Origin of the sequence: Ochrobactrum sp. AN78, from assembly GCF_029909885.1 — a bacterium.
GTDB lineage: Bacteria > Pseudomonadota > Alphaproteobacteria > Rhizobiales > Rhizobiaceae > Brucella > Brucella quorumnocens.
The window spans coordinates 1-16228 of sequence record NZ_JASAMU010000021.1 but is presented as its reverse complement, the minus strand read 5'-3'; the positions used below and the strand labels follow the sequence as shown (position 1 = coordinate 16228).

Below are 16228 nucleotides of genomic sequence, written 5' to 3'. Positions count from 1 at the left end.
ATGGCGCGCGTTAAGCGCGCGCCAATTCTCGCTAGCTTTTATGATGGACGGACTGCAATGCGTAGACCGGCGTGGCGATCCCTTCCATCCGCGCCTTCAATTGAAGCGACAAATATTGAGAATAATGGCGCGATTGATGCAGATTGCCACCATGAAACCATAGGGCTTCCTGCTGCGTCGGCTTCCACATATTGCGCTGCTCCCCTTCCCACGGGCCCGGATCCTTGGGCGTCTCCGACCCCAGCCCCCAGACCTTCCCGACCTTGTCTGCCGTTTCCTTGTCAATAATGTCCTCAACCCAACCGTTCATCGAACCATAGCCGGTCGCATAGACAATCAGATCAGCTGGCAATTCCCTGCCGTTAACGAGCCTGACACTGTTCTCTGTGATCTCATCTATTTGGCCCGACGCAAGTTTGATCTTGCCGTCGATGATGAGCTGTGACGCGCCAATATCGATATAATAGCCCGAGCCGCGCCGCAGATATTTGAGAAACAGCCCCGATCCATCGGAACCAAAATCGAGTTGGAAACCCGCTTTTTCGAGTGCGGCATAGAAATCGGCGTCGATCTCGCGGATCTTGTCATAGATCGGCTTCTGGAACTCATGCATGATATGATAGGGCAGCGAGGCGAAGATCAGGTCGGCCTTGGCGGTAGTGATGCCATTTTGCAGAGCCTCCTCTGAATAGAGTGCGCCCAGCCCATGTTTCATCAATGGCTCCGAGCGGACAATATGCGTGGATGAGCGCTGCACCATGGTTACATCGACGCCAGCTTCGCAAAGGGCCGCACAGATATCGTGCGCTGAGTTATTCGATCCGATGACCACGACCTTCTTGCCCTGATAGCCGTCCGGTCCCGGATGGCTGGACGAATGCTGCTGCTCGCCCTTAAAACGGTCCTGGCCTTTGACGCTTGGAACATTCGCCTTTCCCGACATGCCGGTCGCAAAAACCAGTTGCTTGGGGCGCAGCGTGACTTCTTCGCCATTCCGGTCGATGACTACCGACCACTCCGTGTTGTCTTGGTTCCATTTTGCCGACTTGACCGTGGAATGCGTCCAGTAATTGAGCTCCATCACCTTGGTGTAGAACTCCAGCCAGTCGCCAATCTTGTCTTTTGGTGCGAAAATCGGCCAGTTTTTCGGGAAGTCGATATAGGGCAGATGATCGTACCAGACCGGGTCATGAAGACAGAGCGACTTGTAGCGCTTGCGCCATGAATCCCCCGGATGCTCATTGCGCTCCACAATGATCGTTGGCACGCCGAGTTGACGCAGGCGTGCGCCCAGCGCTATGCCGCCCTGCCCTCCACCGATCACCAGCACATAGGGCTGTGTCTGATAACCAAGCGTGCGTTCCTCCTCCTCGCGCTCTTCCTTCCATGTCTTCGTGCCAAGGTCCTGACCGTGCTTTGCCCCCAGCGGGCGGGTAAGGCCGGATTTTTCCTCATGCCCCTTCAATTCCGACATGACGGTGAGAAGCGTCCATATTTTTCCACCCTTCAGTCGAATAAGTCCGTAGCCGCGTGCGACTTCAGTTTCAAAAGAGATCCAGCATTCAGTTACACCATCGGCATCCGTTGCCGCTTCCCCCGGCGCCACACGCCATTGTGTCGGCTTTATCAACTGCAATTGCGATTGCAGCATGTCATGCAGCTGATCATGCCCCTCCATCGTTTTGATATTCCAGGTGAAGGCAACCAGATCGCGCCAGTAACAATCATCAACAAACATTGAAACCGCTTCGTCGATCCTGCCCGCTTCAAGCGCTGCGCCGAACCGGTCGAGAAAGGCCTGCACGCGGACGTTTGGTGTTTTCTCAAGCATTACAATTTCCTCCCATGGATGTTGGCGCCGCGCTCTCCCAAGCGCGGTCATGCATGCGTTAGCGTTTCAGATCGATCAATATTTTGAGCTGGGTTCCCGCAGGGTCAAGCAGGCGGTCAAAGCCCTCTGTGACGGCGTCCTGCAGGGCGATTGTCTTTGTCACGATGCTCTTTGCCGGGATCTGGCCGCTTGCAATCAGTCGAGCGACACGGGGCCAGTAATGCGTGGGGTAGGCCCAGGCACCGCGGATATCGATATCCTTGAAAGTGACATCGAACCAGTTGAGCGGGTTTTCGTGCGGGTGAAGTCCGGTTTGCACGACAACGCCCTGCTTGCGAACGGCATCGGTACAGTTTTTCAAGGCATGTTCATTGCCGACGCATTCGATTGCCACATCACAGCCGACATTGTCTTCGGTTTCCACACGGACCACCGCTCCGACGTCTTCCGCCTTCGGATTGATGGTGCGCACATCACCGAGCTTTTCCCGGGCAAGCTGCAATCGTGTCTCATTGAGATCAGACATGAATATCAGTGATGCGCCTGCGGCGCGTGCGGCCATTGCAACCAGAATGCCGATGGGGCCAGCGCCTGTCACGAGCACACTGTTGCCAGCCATGACCCCGCCACGGTCGCAGGCGTAAACCGCCACCGCCGCAGGCTCGATCAAAGCCGCCTCTTCATCACTGAGGTTATCTGGTATCGGCTGGACATTGTAACTGTTGAGCAAAGCCTGTTCGGCCATGCCGCCTGAATGCCAGGACAGCCCGGCAAGTGCCAGCCTGGTACTCAAATGATAAAGACCGCGGTCGGCGAAATAATCGCCTGAGCGCGGCATGATCAACGGTTGTACCGACACGCGGTCGCCAAGCTTCACATGCTTGACATTGGCGCCTGCGGCTTTGACCACGCCACCAAATTCATGCCCCAGGACCTGGGGGGCTATCGCTTGGGTAAAGGGATGAGGCTTGGTTGGAATAAAAATCGGACCATAGGCATATTCGTGCAGATCGGTTCCACAGATACCGCAGAAGCGGTTTTCGATAAGGACCTGGTCGGGGCCAGGATCAACAGGTGCCGGCACGTCTTCAACGCGCAGATCCTTGGCGGCATAAAAGCGCAATGCACGCATGTATTTCTCCTCCATTGACGACATGAGAAGAAAAAGCAAGCGGTGTGCCAGTTGCCGTACCTCGAATAAGCTCCTGTTTCTACAGGTTTTTATTCAAAAGAAACGGCACAGCATAAATGGATGCAACAGTTTGGATGCAACAGGTGTTGCAACGCTTGCATCACACTTGGGCCTGTTTCAGGCGACGATGGATTGTTGACCGATTGACGCCGAGTTTTCGAGCGAGCGCCGAGATATTGTTGCCGCAGGCGTCAAGCTGACTGCGCAGGGTTGGCTGATCATGTCTGTGAAAGATATCCGGTTGAAAATGATCGGGCAGACAGTCGGTGGTGATTGTCTCATCTGTTGCGATTGCCGCTGCGACACGCAAAGTATTGTCCAATTCGCGCAGATTTCCCGGCCAGCGATAAGCGGCGAGTTTTGTCTTCGCTGTGCGGTCAATCATGATCTTTTCACCTTCTTCATCCCCGATGCGACGCAAAAGGTGATCGACGAGACTATCGAAGTCTTGCCGGTTGCGCAGTGAAGGCAGGGTTAGTGTCGCCGCATTGAGACGATAAAGCAAATCTTCCCGAAAACGGCCTTGGTTGGCGAGCGCCGCCAGATCGTGATGGGACGCTGACAAAAGCCGGAACTTGACCGGCTTTGGCTTAAGCGCACCCACCGGCTGGATCTCGCTTTCCGAGAGGACCCGCAGCAGCCGGCTTTGAAGGGCAAGCGGCATGTCGCCAATCTCATCGAGAAACAAGGTGCCACCGTTGGCAGCCTCAATGAGTCCGAGCTTTCCCTTTTGTGTCGCACCGGTGAAAGCACCGGCCACGTATCCAAACAGTTCGGACTCAATCAGTTGTTCCGGGATTGCCGCGCAATTGACCGCGATGAACGGTCCCGGCTTGACTCTGCTGTCGTGGATAGCGCGCGCCAGAAATTCCTTACCGCTACCGGTTTCACCCTTGATGAGAATGGGAATATGCCGGTCCGCCAGTCGCGCGGCGCGGGCTTGTAGTGTTTCCATAGCCGGGTCACCAAAACTCAACTGACGCAGGGCAGCAGGCAAGCGGGGGGATGAGCTGGGCGCGGGCGTGCGGAAACTGCTGACAGGGGCAATGGCGCTTGCAAACAAGGTGAGGCCGTTGCGGGCTTCAAGCAGACGCTCGCCATTGGGTCGTCCGCGCATCAGTGACGGAAGCAGGTCAATCTCGATATCGAAGACGTCGGATATCGGCTTACCGATGAATTGTCTGCTCGAAAGATCGGTGTGGCCCATTGCCCGGGCGACGGCACCAAAGCCACCATGTGTCACGCCTGTGATCACACCATTGCCGTTAACGGTGAGTGCAGCATCGGGATCAACATCAAGAAAGTCCGGCAACTTTGCCAGACGCAAAACCCAATCCTCGCCCGCTCGGGTCATCAGATTTGCAAGCTCGATCCGCCGCGCTGTCGAGGCGACAAGATGCAACGCCAATTGCTGGCTGGCTTTCGCAGTTGGTGAGCGCAGCTGCGAGATGTCGAGTACCGCCGACAGATCACCGAACGTATCGAAAATGGGCGCGGCTGTGCAGGTCAAGCCGATATGACAGGCATCAAAATGATCGTCCTGGTGGATGATGACCGGTTGCCCCGAAACCATGCAGGCGCCGACGGCGCAGGTTCCTGCCCGATCTTCCGACCATTCCGATCCAAGATAGAGACCGGCCTTTCGCAACTGGTTGTCGAATGTCGGATCGCCCATGAATTCCACAGTAACGCCGCGCGCATCTGAAAGCAGCAACACATAATTCTGATCAGCAACTTGCCTGAACAGCGCTTCCAAACCGCTACGCCCGATGCGGATGAGTTCCTCGGACTGCTCGCGATGCTCCCGCAGCAACATATCGGGCACGATATAGGCTTCCTGCGTCTGAGCGGGGTTAAGCTGATAATCGTTGAGACAACGAAGCCAGGATTGGATCACTGGACGATCACGATCTGAGGCGCCACCCATGGCGACGCGCTCAATCTCCTTGATGTGCGACAGTGCCGACACCATGATCTTCCTCCTCCAGCCGATGCTGGCACAATAGAGATCTCGCTTCAAGCCCGTTCGTCGAGAGGGGAAAGTGACCGTTCATATCGAAGGACCACCGCCTGTCCTTACTCGTGAAGTTAGCGTCCTGGCGTTCTTCAAACTCGATAGCGATCGCATGGCCGGCCCGACGAGGCGCACGATGCAGCTTTCGACCCACCGGTCGCCAAAGTGTCAACCGCGCTCTGCCAACAAACGCGGCTTACAGTTGCAGCAATGACGTTTTTTATGGCCAGATGCCTATTTTTTATACAGCGCTGAACCATCGCCCGCACAAGCCATCAGCATCACGCGGTCATCAAGACCATCCTCAGGCGCAATGATCGAGCGGTCCAAGTGTCTCGCCGCTCAAAAACCACGTTGATTTTAAATTGGCACGACACTTGCTTGTTTAAGGGTATGCGCGATGTTATCGGCCCACCACCCACCGGTGACACTGCGAAAATTTGGTTTCAGACGCAGAACAAAAGAGACTAGGCGATGACAAAATTTAAGCTCGAATATATCTGGTTGGACGGATACACCCCGTCACCGAACCTGCGTGGCAAAACCCAGGTCAAGGAGTATGATGCATTTCCGACCCTTGATCAGCTTCCTTTTTGGGGTTTCGATGGATCATCCACCATGCAGGCAGAGGGCCGCAGCTCGGATTGCGTGTTGAAACCTGTCGCAGTCTACCCGGATCCGGCGCGCAGCAATGGCGCGCTCGTCATGTGCGAAGTGATGATGCCGGATGGCGTCACCCCGCATCCTTCCAACAGCCGCGCCACTGTTGTTGACGACGAAGATGCATGGTTCGGGTTCGAGCAGGAATATTTCTTCTACGAAAATGGTCGGCCACTGGGCTTTCCAGAACAGGGTTTTCCGGCACCACAAGGTCCCTACTACACAGGGGTTGGCTATAAGAACGTTGGCTCGATTGCCCGAAAGATCGTTGAGGAACATCTTGATCTTTGCCTCGAAGCTGGCATCAATCACGAAGGCATCAATGCGGAAGTGGCCAAGGGCCAGTGGGAATTCCAGATTTTTGGCAAAGGCTCGCGGAGTGCCGCTGACCAGATGTGGATCGCCCGTTATCTGCTTCTGCGCCTTTGCGAACAATACGGTATCGATATTGAGTTCCATTGCAAGCCACTTGGTGACACCGACTGGAACGGTTCGGGCATGCATTGCAATTTTTCGACAAAATTCATGCGCGAAGTCGGCGGCAAAGCCTTTTTCGAAGCATTGATGGCTCAGTTTGATAAAAATCTTCAGGCCCATATCGACGTTTATGGACCCGACAATCACATGCGACTGACCGGCAAGCATGAGACAGCGCCATGGAACAAGTTCTCCTACGGTGTTGGTGATCGCGGCGCATCGATCCGCGTTCCACATTCCTTCGTCCAGAACAACTACAAGGGCTATCTCGAAGATCGTCGACCCAATTCGCAGGGGTGTCCATATCAGATCGCCTCTCAGGTGCTTAAGACGATATCGGAAGTCCCCACGGCAACTGACGAGGCGCTCGCTGCCTGATCATTGGCTGTGGGAAATCGAAAAGCCGACCGTCTTGCACGGTCGGCTTTTGCCTATCGACTATTGCGAGACGTGTTATGATCGGGAAAGTTGATCGAGATAATTCCGGCACCAGTAAAATACATCATTGCTTGTCACGGCTTTCATCATTGCTTGATAGCGCTGTCGCCGCTGTTCAAGCGGCATGGAAGCCGCGCGCGCCAACGCATCGGCAATCGTTTCAACATCATAGGGATTGACCAGGAGTGCGCCCTCGCCCAGTTCATGGGCTGCCCCAGCAAAGCGCGAAAGGACCAGAACCCCCGGATCTTCGGGATCCTGCGCTGCGACATATTCTTTCGCAACCAGATTCATACCGTCACGAAGCGGGGTCACTAGTCCGACCTTGGCCATGCGATAGACTGCAGAGAGCAATTGTTGGCCAAAAGCACGGTTGACATAACGTACCGGCGTCCAATCAAGCCGGCCCATCGCCCCGTTAATATGTCCGGCGATTTCGGCGACTTCGTGTTGCAGTGCGTCATATTCGGCGACATCAGACCGGCTTTTGGGGGTGATTTGCAGCATGGTGATGTGACCGTGCCACGCGGGATTGACCTCCAGGAAACGACGAAAGCCACGCAGGCGTTCCGGTATTCCCTTGGTATAGTCAAGACGATCCACGCCAACAATCAGATCCCGCCCCTCCAAGGAACGTTGAAACCGCTTTATTGTAGAACTGACGCTGCCAGATAGTACCGAGCCCGAAAAAGAACTAACATCGATGCCGATCGGAAAAGCACCGACGCGAAAGCGGCGCAGTGGATTATCGAACAAACCGGTGTTTCCATCGACCGGATTGGCAACACCGCTTCGACGCAGACACAGGGCAAAATTCTCTGCATCATCCTCGGTCTGAAAACCGATAAGATCAAAAGCGGTCATCGCCGTCAAAAGGGCGGCCTGTACCGGCAAAGTGAAAAACACATCCGGTGAGGGCCACGGGATGTGCATGAAGAAGCCGATCCGGTTGGCGACCCCCATCTGTCGAAGCTCCGCGGCCAGCGGTAAAAGATGATAATCATGGATCCATATGACATCATCGGAACGGATCAACGGTCTCAAACGCTCAGCAAACAGCCGGTTCACTCTCAAATAACCCGCCATATCGCGACGCGCGTAATCGGTCAGATCAATTCGATAATGACATAGCGGCCAGAGCACACTATTGGCAAGACCTGCATAATATTCGGCAAGATCCTGATCGGACAGATCGGACAGAGCGTAAGTAATCGCGCCTTCCTCGCGGATTGTCAGTGGCCCGGGTTCCTTTGCACCACTTGTGCGCCCCGACCACCCCATCCAGATGCCACCGCGTTCGTTTAACGCAGCCTGGACTGCTACAGCCAGCCCGCCCTGCGGCGGGCGGTCAGGGTCGGGGACGCGATTGGAAACAACAACCAGCCTGCTCACCACATTGTCTCCTGCAATCTTAAGTCAGTCCACGAAAATCCATGCAATTGCTCATTCCAACTCTTCACAACCAATGCTCCTGATCCAGTTCCTGAATAATGCCGGGGATCCGATAACCATTGAGGCACAGGTTTTGTTTCCGTTCGTCAGATGACCAATGCGTATACTTGCCCCTCCTCTCGTGTTGATCTCGGCAAACATCGCTTCGTCCGTCAGATCATCGCCCGCAGCGACGGCCAGTCGTCCTTTGAAAGCAGGGCATTGCATGAAGAAGTTGACAGCTGTGGCCTTGGTACTGCCGCCCGGTTTGACCTCGTAAACGAACTTTCCGGCCTGCAGACTATAGGCGGTTCCCGCCGTCACGACGGCCTGTTTCATGATTTCCAAGACAGCCCCCGCATGATGCTGTGCACGGCGATAATGCAACGCGAATGCCCGGCCCTTGTCTTCGAAAATCACGCCCGAAAGCCGCAATGCCGCAGCCTTGGCGTCGGCGCGTGCGGCGAGATAGCTCCTTCGATCCTCTCTGTCGGTAGCAACAGCAGAACCGATGCATGCTTCAGTCTGTCCATTCAGTTTCAGTTCTGCGCCATGCAGGCCCGCAACCGCAAATTCGTGGCCAGGAAACAAAGCCTCCACAAAGGCCACGGAGCGCCCTGTTACGATCGCCAGTGCGCCATGATTGCGCTCAAAGAGGCGTTGCAGATTTTTCTGCAAGTCCGGCTCTACCCTGACGCCGTCGGGCGTGGGCGCGAGATCAAGCAAAGTTCCATCCAAATCGAGAAAGAAGGCCAGTTCTTCGGGGCCGGACACGCTTGTCCAATTGCGCGGTTCAAGGGGCCGGACCTGATGGAATGAGGGAGATGAAAAGAGAGAGGGCACAGAAGGTGCCGTCGAAGTTCTGATTGTTTCAGCCTGTGACATGCATCTTTAGGATAGGGTGAAGGCAGAGAAAGGCAAGCAACGGATTGGTTCGCAGCAGTGGGAAACGAGCGGAGGCGCACGGGTGCCTGCGAGAGATCGTGCAGACGGATCATCCCGTTCAGCCATCAAGAGATCTCACACCTCATGACGCGATTCGTCTGATCTTTGATCGACTGACAGGAGACTGACCAGCCCTGATAGGTTTCTGTAAGCGTGCTGGCACCATTTGGCAGCGAAGCTGCGACCGCTGCAGTGGTGGACAAAACCACAGTGAGTGCGGCGACAAAAAGATGCTTTTCCATGATGTAAATATTCCTTTCTAACATTCAGTTGTGGTTGGGCTTTTATGCCAGTGCGCGGCCTTCGAACTCCGGGCTAATCCCGTGCAGACTGCTGTGGAGGAAATTCTGCGCGCGTGAGCGGTTTCAGATAGCACGCTCCTTTTTCGCTGCCCGGTTTGACGCGTCTTTCGCCAGGGTTGAAAAGGTCATCTCAAACGTGTCTTCGCGTTCAAGCGTAGGGGCATTACGGGTGACTACCAATTCAAGCACCCTGAAATAAGCGTCATCCGCGTTCGTCAATCAGCGCCCTTCGGCGCTTTGCTTGGTCGCAAAACTCTGATGCAGGCAAGGCGTCCGCAAGGATATTCAGGTTCGCACAACCATCGGCGCGCTTAAATACATTGCCTGTGAATCGCGTGCAGTCGCCGTAATTCATGTTGCAACCCAGGAACGTGCATCTTCGTTTTGAGATAAAGTCGATCTTTCCGGTGTCATTAATTACAAAGTTTAAAAGATTGAAACATAATAATGAATCTCTTATGTAAATCAGGCGTGCGTAAAATAGAAATCGATCATCTATTCTATCGAACAGAGCAGAGTTCCCTTCATCGAAACCCATCTCTTGCGAGCCGTGCCCACCGACTTATCTTGCTCGCACCGACTTGGCATTGGCATATTTCGGCCCACATGGTTCATTGGGAGCACGCATAGTGTCGCCCATGTCTTCACATGCGTTGCACTCTGAACTGTCAGCCACCCCTCGCTTGGTTCAGAGTGCCCCCTGATTGGTTCCCGCGACGCCCCGATCCCGCCAGTGAGCCACCCGTTTGTGACTACTGAAATCGACCTGTTGCTTTCCCTTATAGAAACCGGCGCTGCAGCTGTCTCCTCCTCTTGGGATCAAACAAATTTCGCCAACGGTGCCACCTCTTTTTCAGTGTCGGGGAAGCCTGATCTGTTGGGACTACATGCAGAGGAATGTCGGTGACGCCGCCAAAGGCGAATGGACAGCTCTACGAAAGTCCAACACACCATCAAGACGCACTGCACGCTCAAAGCGCACAACGATTATTGATCCGCGTCTTGATAGGGTTTTCCGCTGGCTGGCGACGCCTATCTGGGTGCCACTGGTGAAGGTTTGCAAGTTCAAATGTCGCGCCCTTGCATAAGACAGAAATGAGTTTCTCCCCCGGATCTGCAAAGCATTGACAACAATATATCTGTCAGAAAACCTCCGCTACACAACGCAACACCAGGGCAAATATAGCTCAATCACGCGAATCCTCCGGCAATTTGCTATCTATCTAATGTTCCGAGTGTTAATTCAATACTATAGCAAATACTACACTATTAAATGCGGATAAATTCTTTCCGTATTATTCTCTATATTCTACTCAATTATACGGCATTTTACTCGGACCATATATTTGGGGTGCGGATATGAAATATGAGCCGATTGTTTCAAGACGTTCTTTTTTGAAGGCGGGGCTGGCGGCCTCAACGGTCTCTCCTCTTGCAATGGGGATCTGCAACTGCGGCGTCGGTCGCGCCAATGCGCAGGATTATGCCGCCACCGCCGTCACAACGCTTGATCAGACCCTTGTTCCGGGTGACTATCTAACGAAAGGCAAGCGCTATCGCAAACTGACCGCAGACAACCCGTTGCCCATCCTCGTGCGCGAGGATTTGGCTGGAGCCAAGCCGCAACGCGATAGGCGACGAAGCTCAATCGCAGCATTTGTCCATCTCACTGATCTGCATATCATCGATGCGGCTTCACCGAGCCATGCCGCCTTCATGCGTCAGTTTGGCGGCCTCAACGGTGTGATTGATGGCGCGCCGCTGTCAAATGCCTGGCGTCCGCACGACACATTGACACTGCAAGTCTTGGACGCCATGGTCCGGCGGGTCAACGCCGTGCAGAAGGGACCGGTTTCTGGCAGGCCCTTCGACTTTGCTATATCCACCGGAGACAATGCCGATACACGGGCCATGCATGAGTTGCAGGCCGTGGTAACGACGCTCAACGGGGGCGTGACGTCCATGTCGGCTGCAGATGCCCCCTATGTAGGTATTCAGGATAACGCCGTGGTTTCGCAGCAAACCTATGATGCCTACTGGCATCCGGAACCAAGCCCGGGCGCACAAGCTGATGACCTGTGGAAAAGAGCCTATGGCTACCCGGTTGTTGAGGGCTTCTTGAGCGCCATTAACCGGCCCGTGGTAGCCCAGGGGCTGGACATGCCTTGGTATACCGGGTTCGGAAACCACGACGAGTTGGATTTTGGGGTATTCTCCAGCGGCAATGTCAATGCATTCACGGCGGCAATAGGCGTTGGGAACCGAGCCCCGGTTTCCTTGCCCAGAGGAATGAGCGCAAGCGACTTCATCGGCGAATTGGTTCAGGGCGACGGCGACATTGTCGAGCAGATGATTGCTTCGCTCCCTGCCAGAATTGTGAAAGCCGCCCCGACACGGCGTCCGTTCACAAAAACCGAGTTCATCAAGCACCATCTTGACAGTATCGGGCGCCACGGCCCGCGCGGGCATGGCTTTTCAGAGGACAATCTGACCAAACAAAACGCCTATTATCGCTTTCGAATGGCGGAAAGGATGACGGGGATCATGCTGGATACCACCAATCCGCAGGGTGGACCGGATGGCTCGCTGGATATCAATCAAGCGCAATGGCTGGAGGTGCAGTTGCGCTCCGTCTCCTCGAGTTATCTTACAGAGGACGGCACACGGGTTTCCACCGGAAACACAGATGAGTTGGTCGCAATCTTCTCTCATCATAATTCCATCACCTTTGATAATTTCAAGGGACTATCTCCCGCTGAACACGGCGTGACGCGTTTGGGATCCGATGCTTTTCTGGCGCTTCTGGCACGATACCCCAACGTCATATTGTGGGTGAACGGGCACACCCATTGTAACCGGATCTGGAGCCATTTTGATCCGCACAATGACGGACATGGGATTTGGGAGATCAATACCGCCGCGCATATCGATTACCCCCAGCAATCGCGGACGATTGAAATTGTCGATAATGCTGACGGCACGCTTTCTATCTTTGCGGTGGTGATCGACCATTCTTCCCCCGACTCTATCCTTCGTGGCGGCCCGCAGACGCAGGCGTCTCTTGCCGCATTGAGCTTGGAGCTAGCGATGAATGATCCGGCGCTGGATCGCGCCTTCAGGCTGGGTGCTCCAGAAGACCAGAATGTCGAATTGCTCATCAACAAACCCTTCGATGAGTAGGGTCGGGCTGGGCTTGGCTGGTGATCCAAGGCAACGCAGCACAGTTGCTCGTTTTGAAGAGGCAGGCGGCAAGCTGCGACGGATGATCTGTGCCGATCTGCCGCTGCAACCGAACTGGCCCTGAAGGAAAAGAAGCGCGCAGATAGTCTCTGCCTCTGACCGACGCGCTCAGCGACGGTTTATGGAAAACCTGTCATGGGCGATGGCGAGCTTTGCAGAAGCCGTGCTGCCGGCAAGGATGCTGCCGCGCATTCAAGCGGCACACCCTGCGTACTGGTGCCGGCCCAATTCTGCCGCCAATTGTCGTTTGGAGATCTTCAGGCCCAATCCGATAGCCAATTGCAGTTGGATTGCTTTCGCCTGTTCCGGATTTTTAATCCACAGCAAAATTGGGGTTGCACAAGTTTGGGGGACAGAATAACCAGCGCGAAATTGTTGGTTCAGCGTTACCGAAGCGAAATCCCAAGCCATTCCTTTTAAGACCTCTTAGTTCATTGAGTATATTTTATGTATCGATGCGTCATCGTGCTTCTGCTTTTTCTGTGTGGGCTCAACTCCGGCCATGCGCAAGGGATAGATTGCAGTCATGCCCACAAGCCGGTTGAACGGCAGATTTGTCAGTCCAAGCCTTTAATGGCATTGGATGGAGAACTGAACAAATGGTATCCGCGCGCCAAAAATACGCAGCTTAATCCCTATGAGTTTGAGACCTCGCATCGGCAATGGTTGGAGTTGCGAGACGCATGCGGGACGGAAGACTGCATTATCGCCGAGTATAAAACCTATATTGCTGAGCTCAAAGGATATCCTTTATTCACCGCAGTCGAGAACCTGCCGGACATTACCGGCGGCAGGGATAGGGGGATAGACGGCTTACTAAGCCACAACACGGAGAAGCCGAAGAGACGATCAGGGACCCAATTCTCGGTTGCCGAACGGCGATGGGATGTGAAGCCCTTCTTCGACCATAAAGCCTATTTGAATCTCATTGAGATATTAAAGTGGGAGTCTCCCTTCTTCGGTCAAAACCTCTCGCTCACGGGCCCTGTTGCGGCGATCAATACACCGCAACAGTTCTATCTTTATGTGTTGTTTGAGGACTACGATCCCGGCCATTTACCGCCCACTTCTATCCTTGTTCAACTCGCAGAGGATGGGGACATCAAGATTGTCTCTCTCAGCGATCGAAGCAGCAGGACTTGCTCTTTGCCGCTCGACGCCCCCCAGTACGATTTTTCGGTCGACGGTGATGGCCTTGCATTCACGGCTTTAGAGCATTGCAAGCCGTTGCGCAGACGATGGTCTGTCTCACAGCAAGCATTGACGTCGATTGCCATGCCGCAGGAGAGCACGCAGGCAGACGGCAATGCGCATGACATCAACTGGCATGGTCAATGTGGCGACCTGTCCTGTTACGGGCATCGGGGCGATCCTGGCCTGCCATTTCTTGCTTTCCATGCGCAAAGCGCGAACACCCCCTTGCGCCAAAGCCAACAATTCTCTGCTTTTGGCGGTGACGACTATACAATTTATCCAGATCAAATGTTCCTGGTGAACGGCACGTCAAATCCCAAGCAAATCATTGGATCTAATAGTCGCGATGCAATGTCATGGTTTTTATATGGAACCAGAAATAGATGCTCTTTCCGTCAATGTTATTTTGTCAATGCGTTCGGTGACTACGGCCTATGGCAAGTCGATCTGCCGACTATGACGTTAACAAGGATATTGCCCATCCAATATATTGAAAAATATGAACCAATTTCTGTCGGGAATAGAAATTACGTGTTTCTTAAAACAGAGATGAGCAGAAACCAAATCTACGTTGCAAGAGAAAAATAATATAGCATGACATTTCATTATTATCGCGCCCATCTATTTTTATTCGTTGTCGTATTTTCGGTCCTTCCAAAAGCGGTATACGCTGCCGGATTTGATTGTAGCCGAGCCTCAAGCAGAACGGAGAAGCTGATTTGCCACGACGAGGGCTTGTCGATCGCTGACAGTCTGTTGAACGAGATGCATCGAAAGGCATTGGAGGACCCGCTTATTGACCACAAATCGATCAAGTCCTACGTCAATCAATTCATAGCATCGCGCGATCGGTGCACCCGCGATGCGGATGATATTATGGATTGTCTCGCTGAACGATATGATGCGGGTATGGCGACCTACCGCTCTCTGCCCCATTCCGTTGACGTGGACAGTTTCGAGCTCAATCGGAGCATTGGGTTTGACTGGGAGAAAATCAGAGTGCCGGTTGAAGACGAAACCTGGCCCTATCGCATTTTTATATATATGCCGGCAAACAGCAATGGATTATGGCATGAATCTCAGGCCTATCTGGTTGTCCAGGACCGATTGACGGAAATCACAATGCAAGTGATTTACTTGCCAAATCTGAATCTCAGCCTTGAGGAAAGCAAGGTGAGTACAGCACGTGTCGATTATAATAAAGGACTAAGCAAAACGGATGCGCGCATAGAAAACCCCGATAGGGACGGTCATTTTGCCATCACTTTAAGCTGCGGCGACAAGCCACGATATACCTATCACGATATGCATTTCGTCGCTGATAAGGCTGCTGGTAATTTTGTCTTCATCAAGAATGACGATTGCACCGACGTCAACTAGAAATGGCATTGGGGCTTTTTGTCAATGAACAAGGATGCTGCGGGAACGTCGCGGCTCAAGTCTGATTATCGGCTGTGAGTGTTGGGAAACGCGGTGTAGTCTGTTTCAGCGGAGAGACCGGCGCACGCGCGTCGGCGCTTTCTCCTTAATAGCCAACGACGCGGCTCTCGGCGGTTCCGGCGCGCCACATTGCAGGCGAAACTGGAGAAATGCGACAGAGGCAATCGGAGCACACAGAGCGCGTCAGCGATCTATCGCGACGATAATTGGGTAAAGGAGCTCTCACGGCTCGCCCCCGCCGCTTCGAACCAATTGCGAGCGCGCTGCGTTGCTCGCCTCTTGGCTTGAAAGATCGCGTGGGCCCGCAGGGACGATTGCACGGGCTGAGCAGACCCTCCTAAAGGCTCACAGCGCCATGGTGGCGCTATAAACAATCAGATTCGGCATTTTGATCTGCTATGATAACAACATCGTCGAGAACGCGCGTGCCACGGCATTGATGGGGACCGATATCCTGCTCGTGCCACATGAGACCGGCGGCTGCCAATCCCTGAGCCCGCGCGCAATGGGACTGATCGATGTCCATCTCTGGCGAAACCGCAAACAGGACCCGGATGCTCTGGCGCGCGAATTCGCCGGTCCAAAAGGTCGCGAATGGCTGCTGCGCTGGTTGCCGGCACGCGCCCGCGTCAATAGGATGTTTGTAATCTTCAGCAATGGTGTGGGTGGGGATCATGGCGAAGTGAGAACCGGTCGCGCAAAGGTACTGGTCCCCCAACGGCTGCATTGTGAACGAGAGATCATCCTTTGACGATGAGATTGTCATCGCGGCCCGGAACTCTATGGCATTTTCGCAGAACCGCAGGCAGACGCGATCTCCCCACGCCAGGCAAGGTTTCAGAGGTCCACACCCCGCATCTGACGGCAATCATTCTTAGCGATCGTCCGCAATAGCACCGCCCCATGACAGATCCTGTCATGGGGCGGTGATGAGGACGACAACAGTACCGAGCGCGCCGGTCAGTGCGCTACCAGTTGACCTTGAAGCCGAGATTGCCCTTGAGGCTGTAGCTGTCGGCAAAATGATTAAGCGATGTATTGACCGAGCCTTCGCCATAAAGCGC

At 54.1% G+C, this 16228-nt stretch carries 13 protein-coding genes; 7 read left to right on the top strand and 6 right to left on the bottom strand.

Features of this window, described 5'->3' with window-relative positions; translation table 11 throughout:
- Positions 1–31: 31 nt before the first annotated feature.
- The 3 genes from QBD00_RS22925 to QBD00_RS22915 all read right to left on the bottom strand — a co-directional run bounded on the left by QBD00_RS22925 (position 32) and on the right by QBD00_RS22915 (position 4995).
- On the bottom strand, positions 32–1831 hold the full coding sequence (locus tag QBD00_RS22925; protein ID WP_191793996.1) for an NAD(P)/FAD-dependent oxidoreductase: 1800 nt from the start codon (positions 1829–1831) through the stop codon (positions 32–34).
- A 58-nt stretch (positions 1832–1889) separates the two neighbouring features.
- Complete coding sequence (locus tag QBD00_RS22920) at positions 1890–2963, bottom strand: 2,3-butanediol dehydrogenase (protein ID WP_318580619.1); 1074 nt, start codon at positions 2961–2963, stop codon at positions 1890–1892.
- A gap of 160 nt (positions 2964–3123) precedes the next feature.
- Positions 3124–4995, bottom strand: coding sequence for a sigma-54-dependent Fis family transcriptional regulator (locus QBD00_RS22915; RefSeq protein WP_318580618.1), 1872 nt, complete (start codon positions 4993–4995; stop codon positions 3124–3126).
- 516 nt (positions 4996–5511) lie between these two features.
- Here QBD00_RS22915 and QBD00_RS22910 point away from each other — a divergent pair.
- The gene (locus tag QBD00_RS22910; RefSeq protein ID WP_151095904.1) at positions 5512–6552 is read left to right on the top strand and encodes a glutamine synthetase beta-grasp domain-containing protein; all 1041 of its coding nucleotides are present in this window, start codon (positions 5512–5514) and stop codon (positions 6550–6552) included.
- Between the two features lie 75 nt (positions 6553–6627).
- On the opposite strand, the gene otsA is transcribed toward QBD00_RS22910, so the two are convergent.
- From otsA to QBD00_RS22895, 3 genes are all read right to left on the bottom strand, one after another.
- On the bottom strand, positions 6628–8004 hold the full coding sequence (gene otsA / locus QBD00_RS22905; RefSeq protein ID WP_318580617.1) for an alpha,alpha-trehalose-phosphate synthase (UDP-forming): 1377 nt from the start codon (positions 8002–8004) through the stop codon (positions 6628–6630).
- Between the two features lie 51 nt (positions 8005–8055).
- On the bottom strand, positions 8056–8817 hold the full coding sequence (gene otsB / locus QBD00_RS22900) for a trehalose-phosphatase (RefSeq protein WP_191793999.1): 762 nt from the start codon (positions 8815–8817) through the stop codon (positions 8056–8058).
- A 236-nt stretch (positions 8818–9053) separates the two neighbouring features.
- Positions 9054–9230, bottom strand: coding sequence for a hypothetical protein (locus tag QBD00_RS22895; RefSeq protein WP_318580616.1), 177 nt, complete (start codon positions 9228–9230; stop codon positions 9054–9056).
- 947 nt (positions 9231–10177) lie between these two features.
- Here QBD00_RS22895 and QBD00_RS22890 point away from each other — a divergent pair.
- From QBD00_RS22890 to QBD00_RS22865, 6 genes are all read left to right on the top strand, one after another.
- Complete coding sequence (locus QBD00_RS22890; protein ID WP_318580615.1) at positions 10178–10378, top strand: hypothetical protein; 201 nt, start codon at positions 10178–10180, stop codon at positions 10376–10378.
- A 271-nt stretch (positions 10379–10649) separates the two neighbouring features.
- Positions 10650–12470, top strand: a complete 1821-nt coding sequence (locus tag QBD00_RS22885; RefSeq protein WP_318580614.1) for a TIGR03767 family metallophosphoesterase — start codon at positions 10650–10652, stop codon at positions 12468–12470.
- A 195-nt stretch (positions 12471–12665) separates the two neighbouring features.
- Positions 12666–12950, top strand: a complete 285-nt coding sequence (locus tag QBD00_RS22880; protein WP_191794001.1) for a hypothetical protein — start codon at positions 12666–12668, stop codon at positions 12948–12950.
- A gap of 27 nt (positions 12951–12977) precedes the next feature.
- Positions 12978–14312, top strand: coding sequence for a hypothetical protein (locus QBD00_RS22875; RefSeq protein WP_318580613.1), 1335 nt, complete (start codon positions 12978–12980; stop codon positions 14310–14312).
- 6 nt (positions 14313–14318) lie between these two features.
- The gene (locus QBD00_RS22870; protein WP_318580612.1) at positions 14319–15104 is read left to right on the top strand and encodes a hypothetical protein; all 786 of its coding nucleotides are present in this window, start codon (positions 14319–14321) and stop codon (positions 15102–15104) included.
- A gap of 448 nt (positions 15105–15552) precedes the next feature.
- On the top strand, positions 15553–15915 hold the full coding sequence (locus QBD00_RS22865; RefSeq protein WP_318580611.1) for a hypothetical protein: 363 nt from the start codon (positions 15553–15555) through the stop codon (positions 15913–15915).
- Positions 15916–16228: the final 313 nt, after the last annotated feature.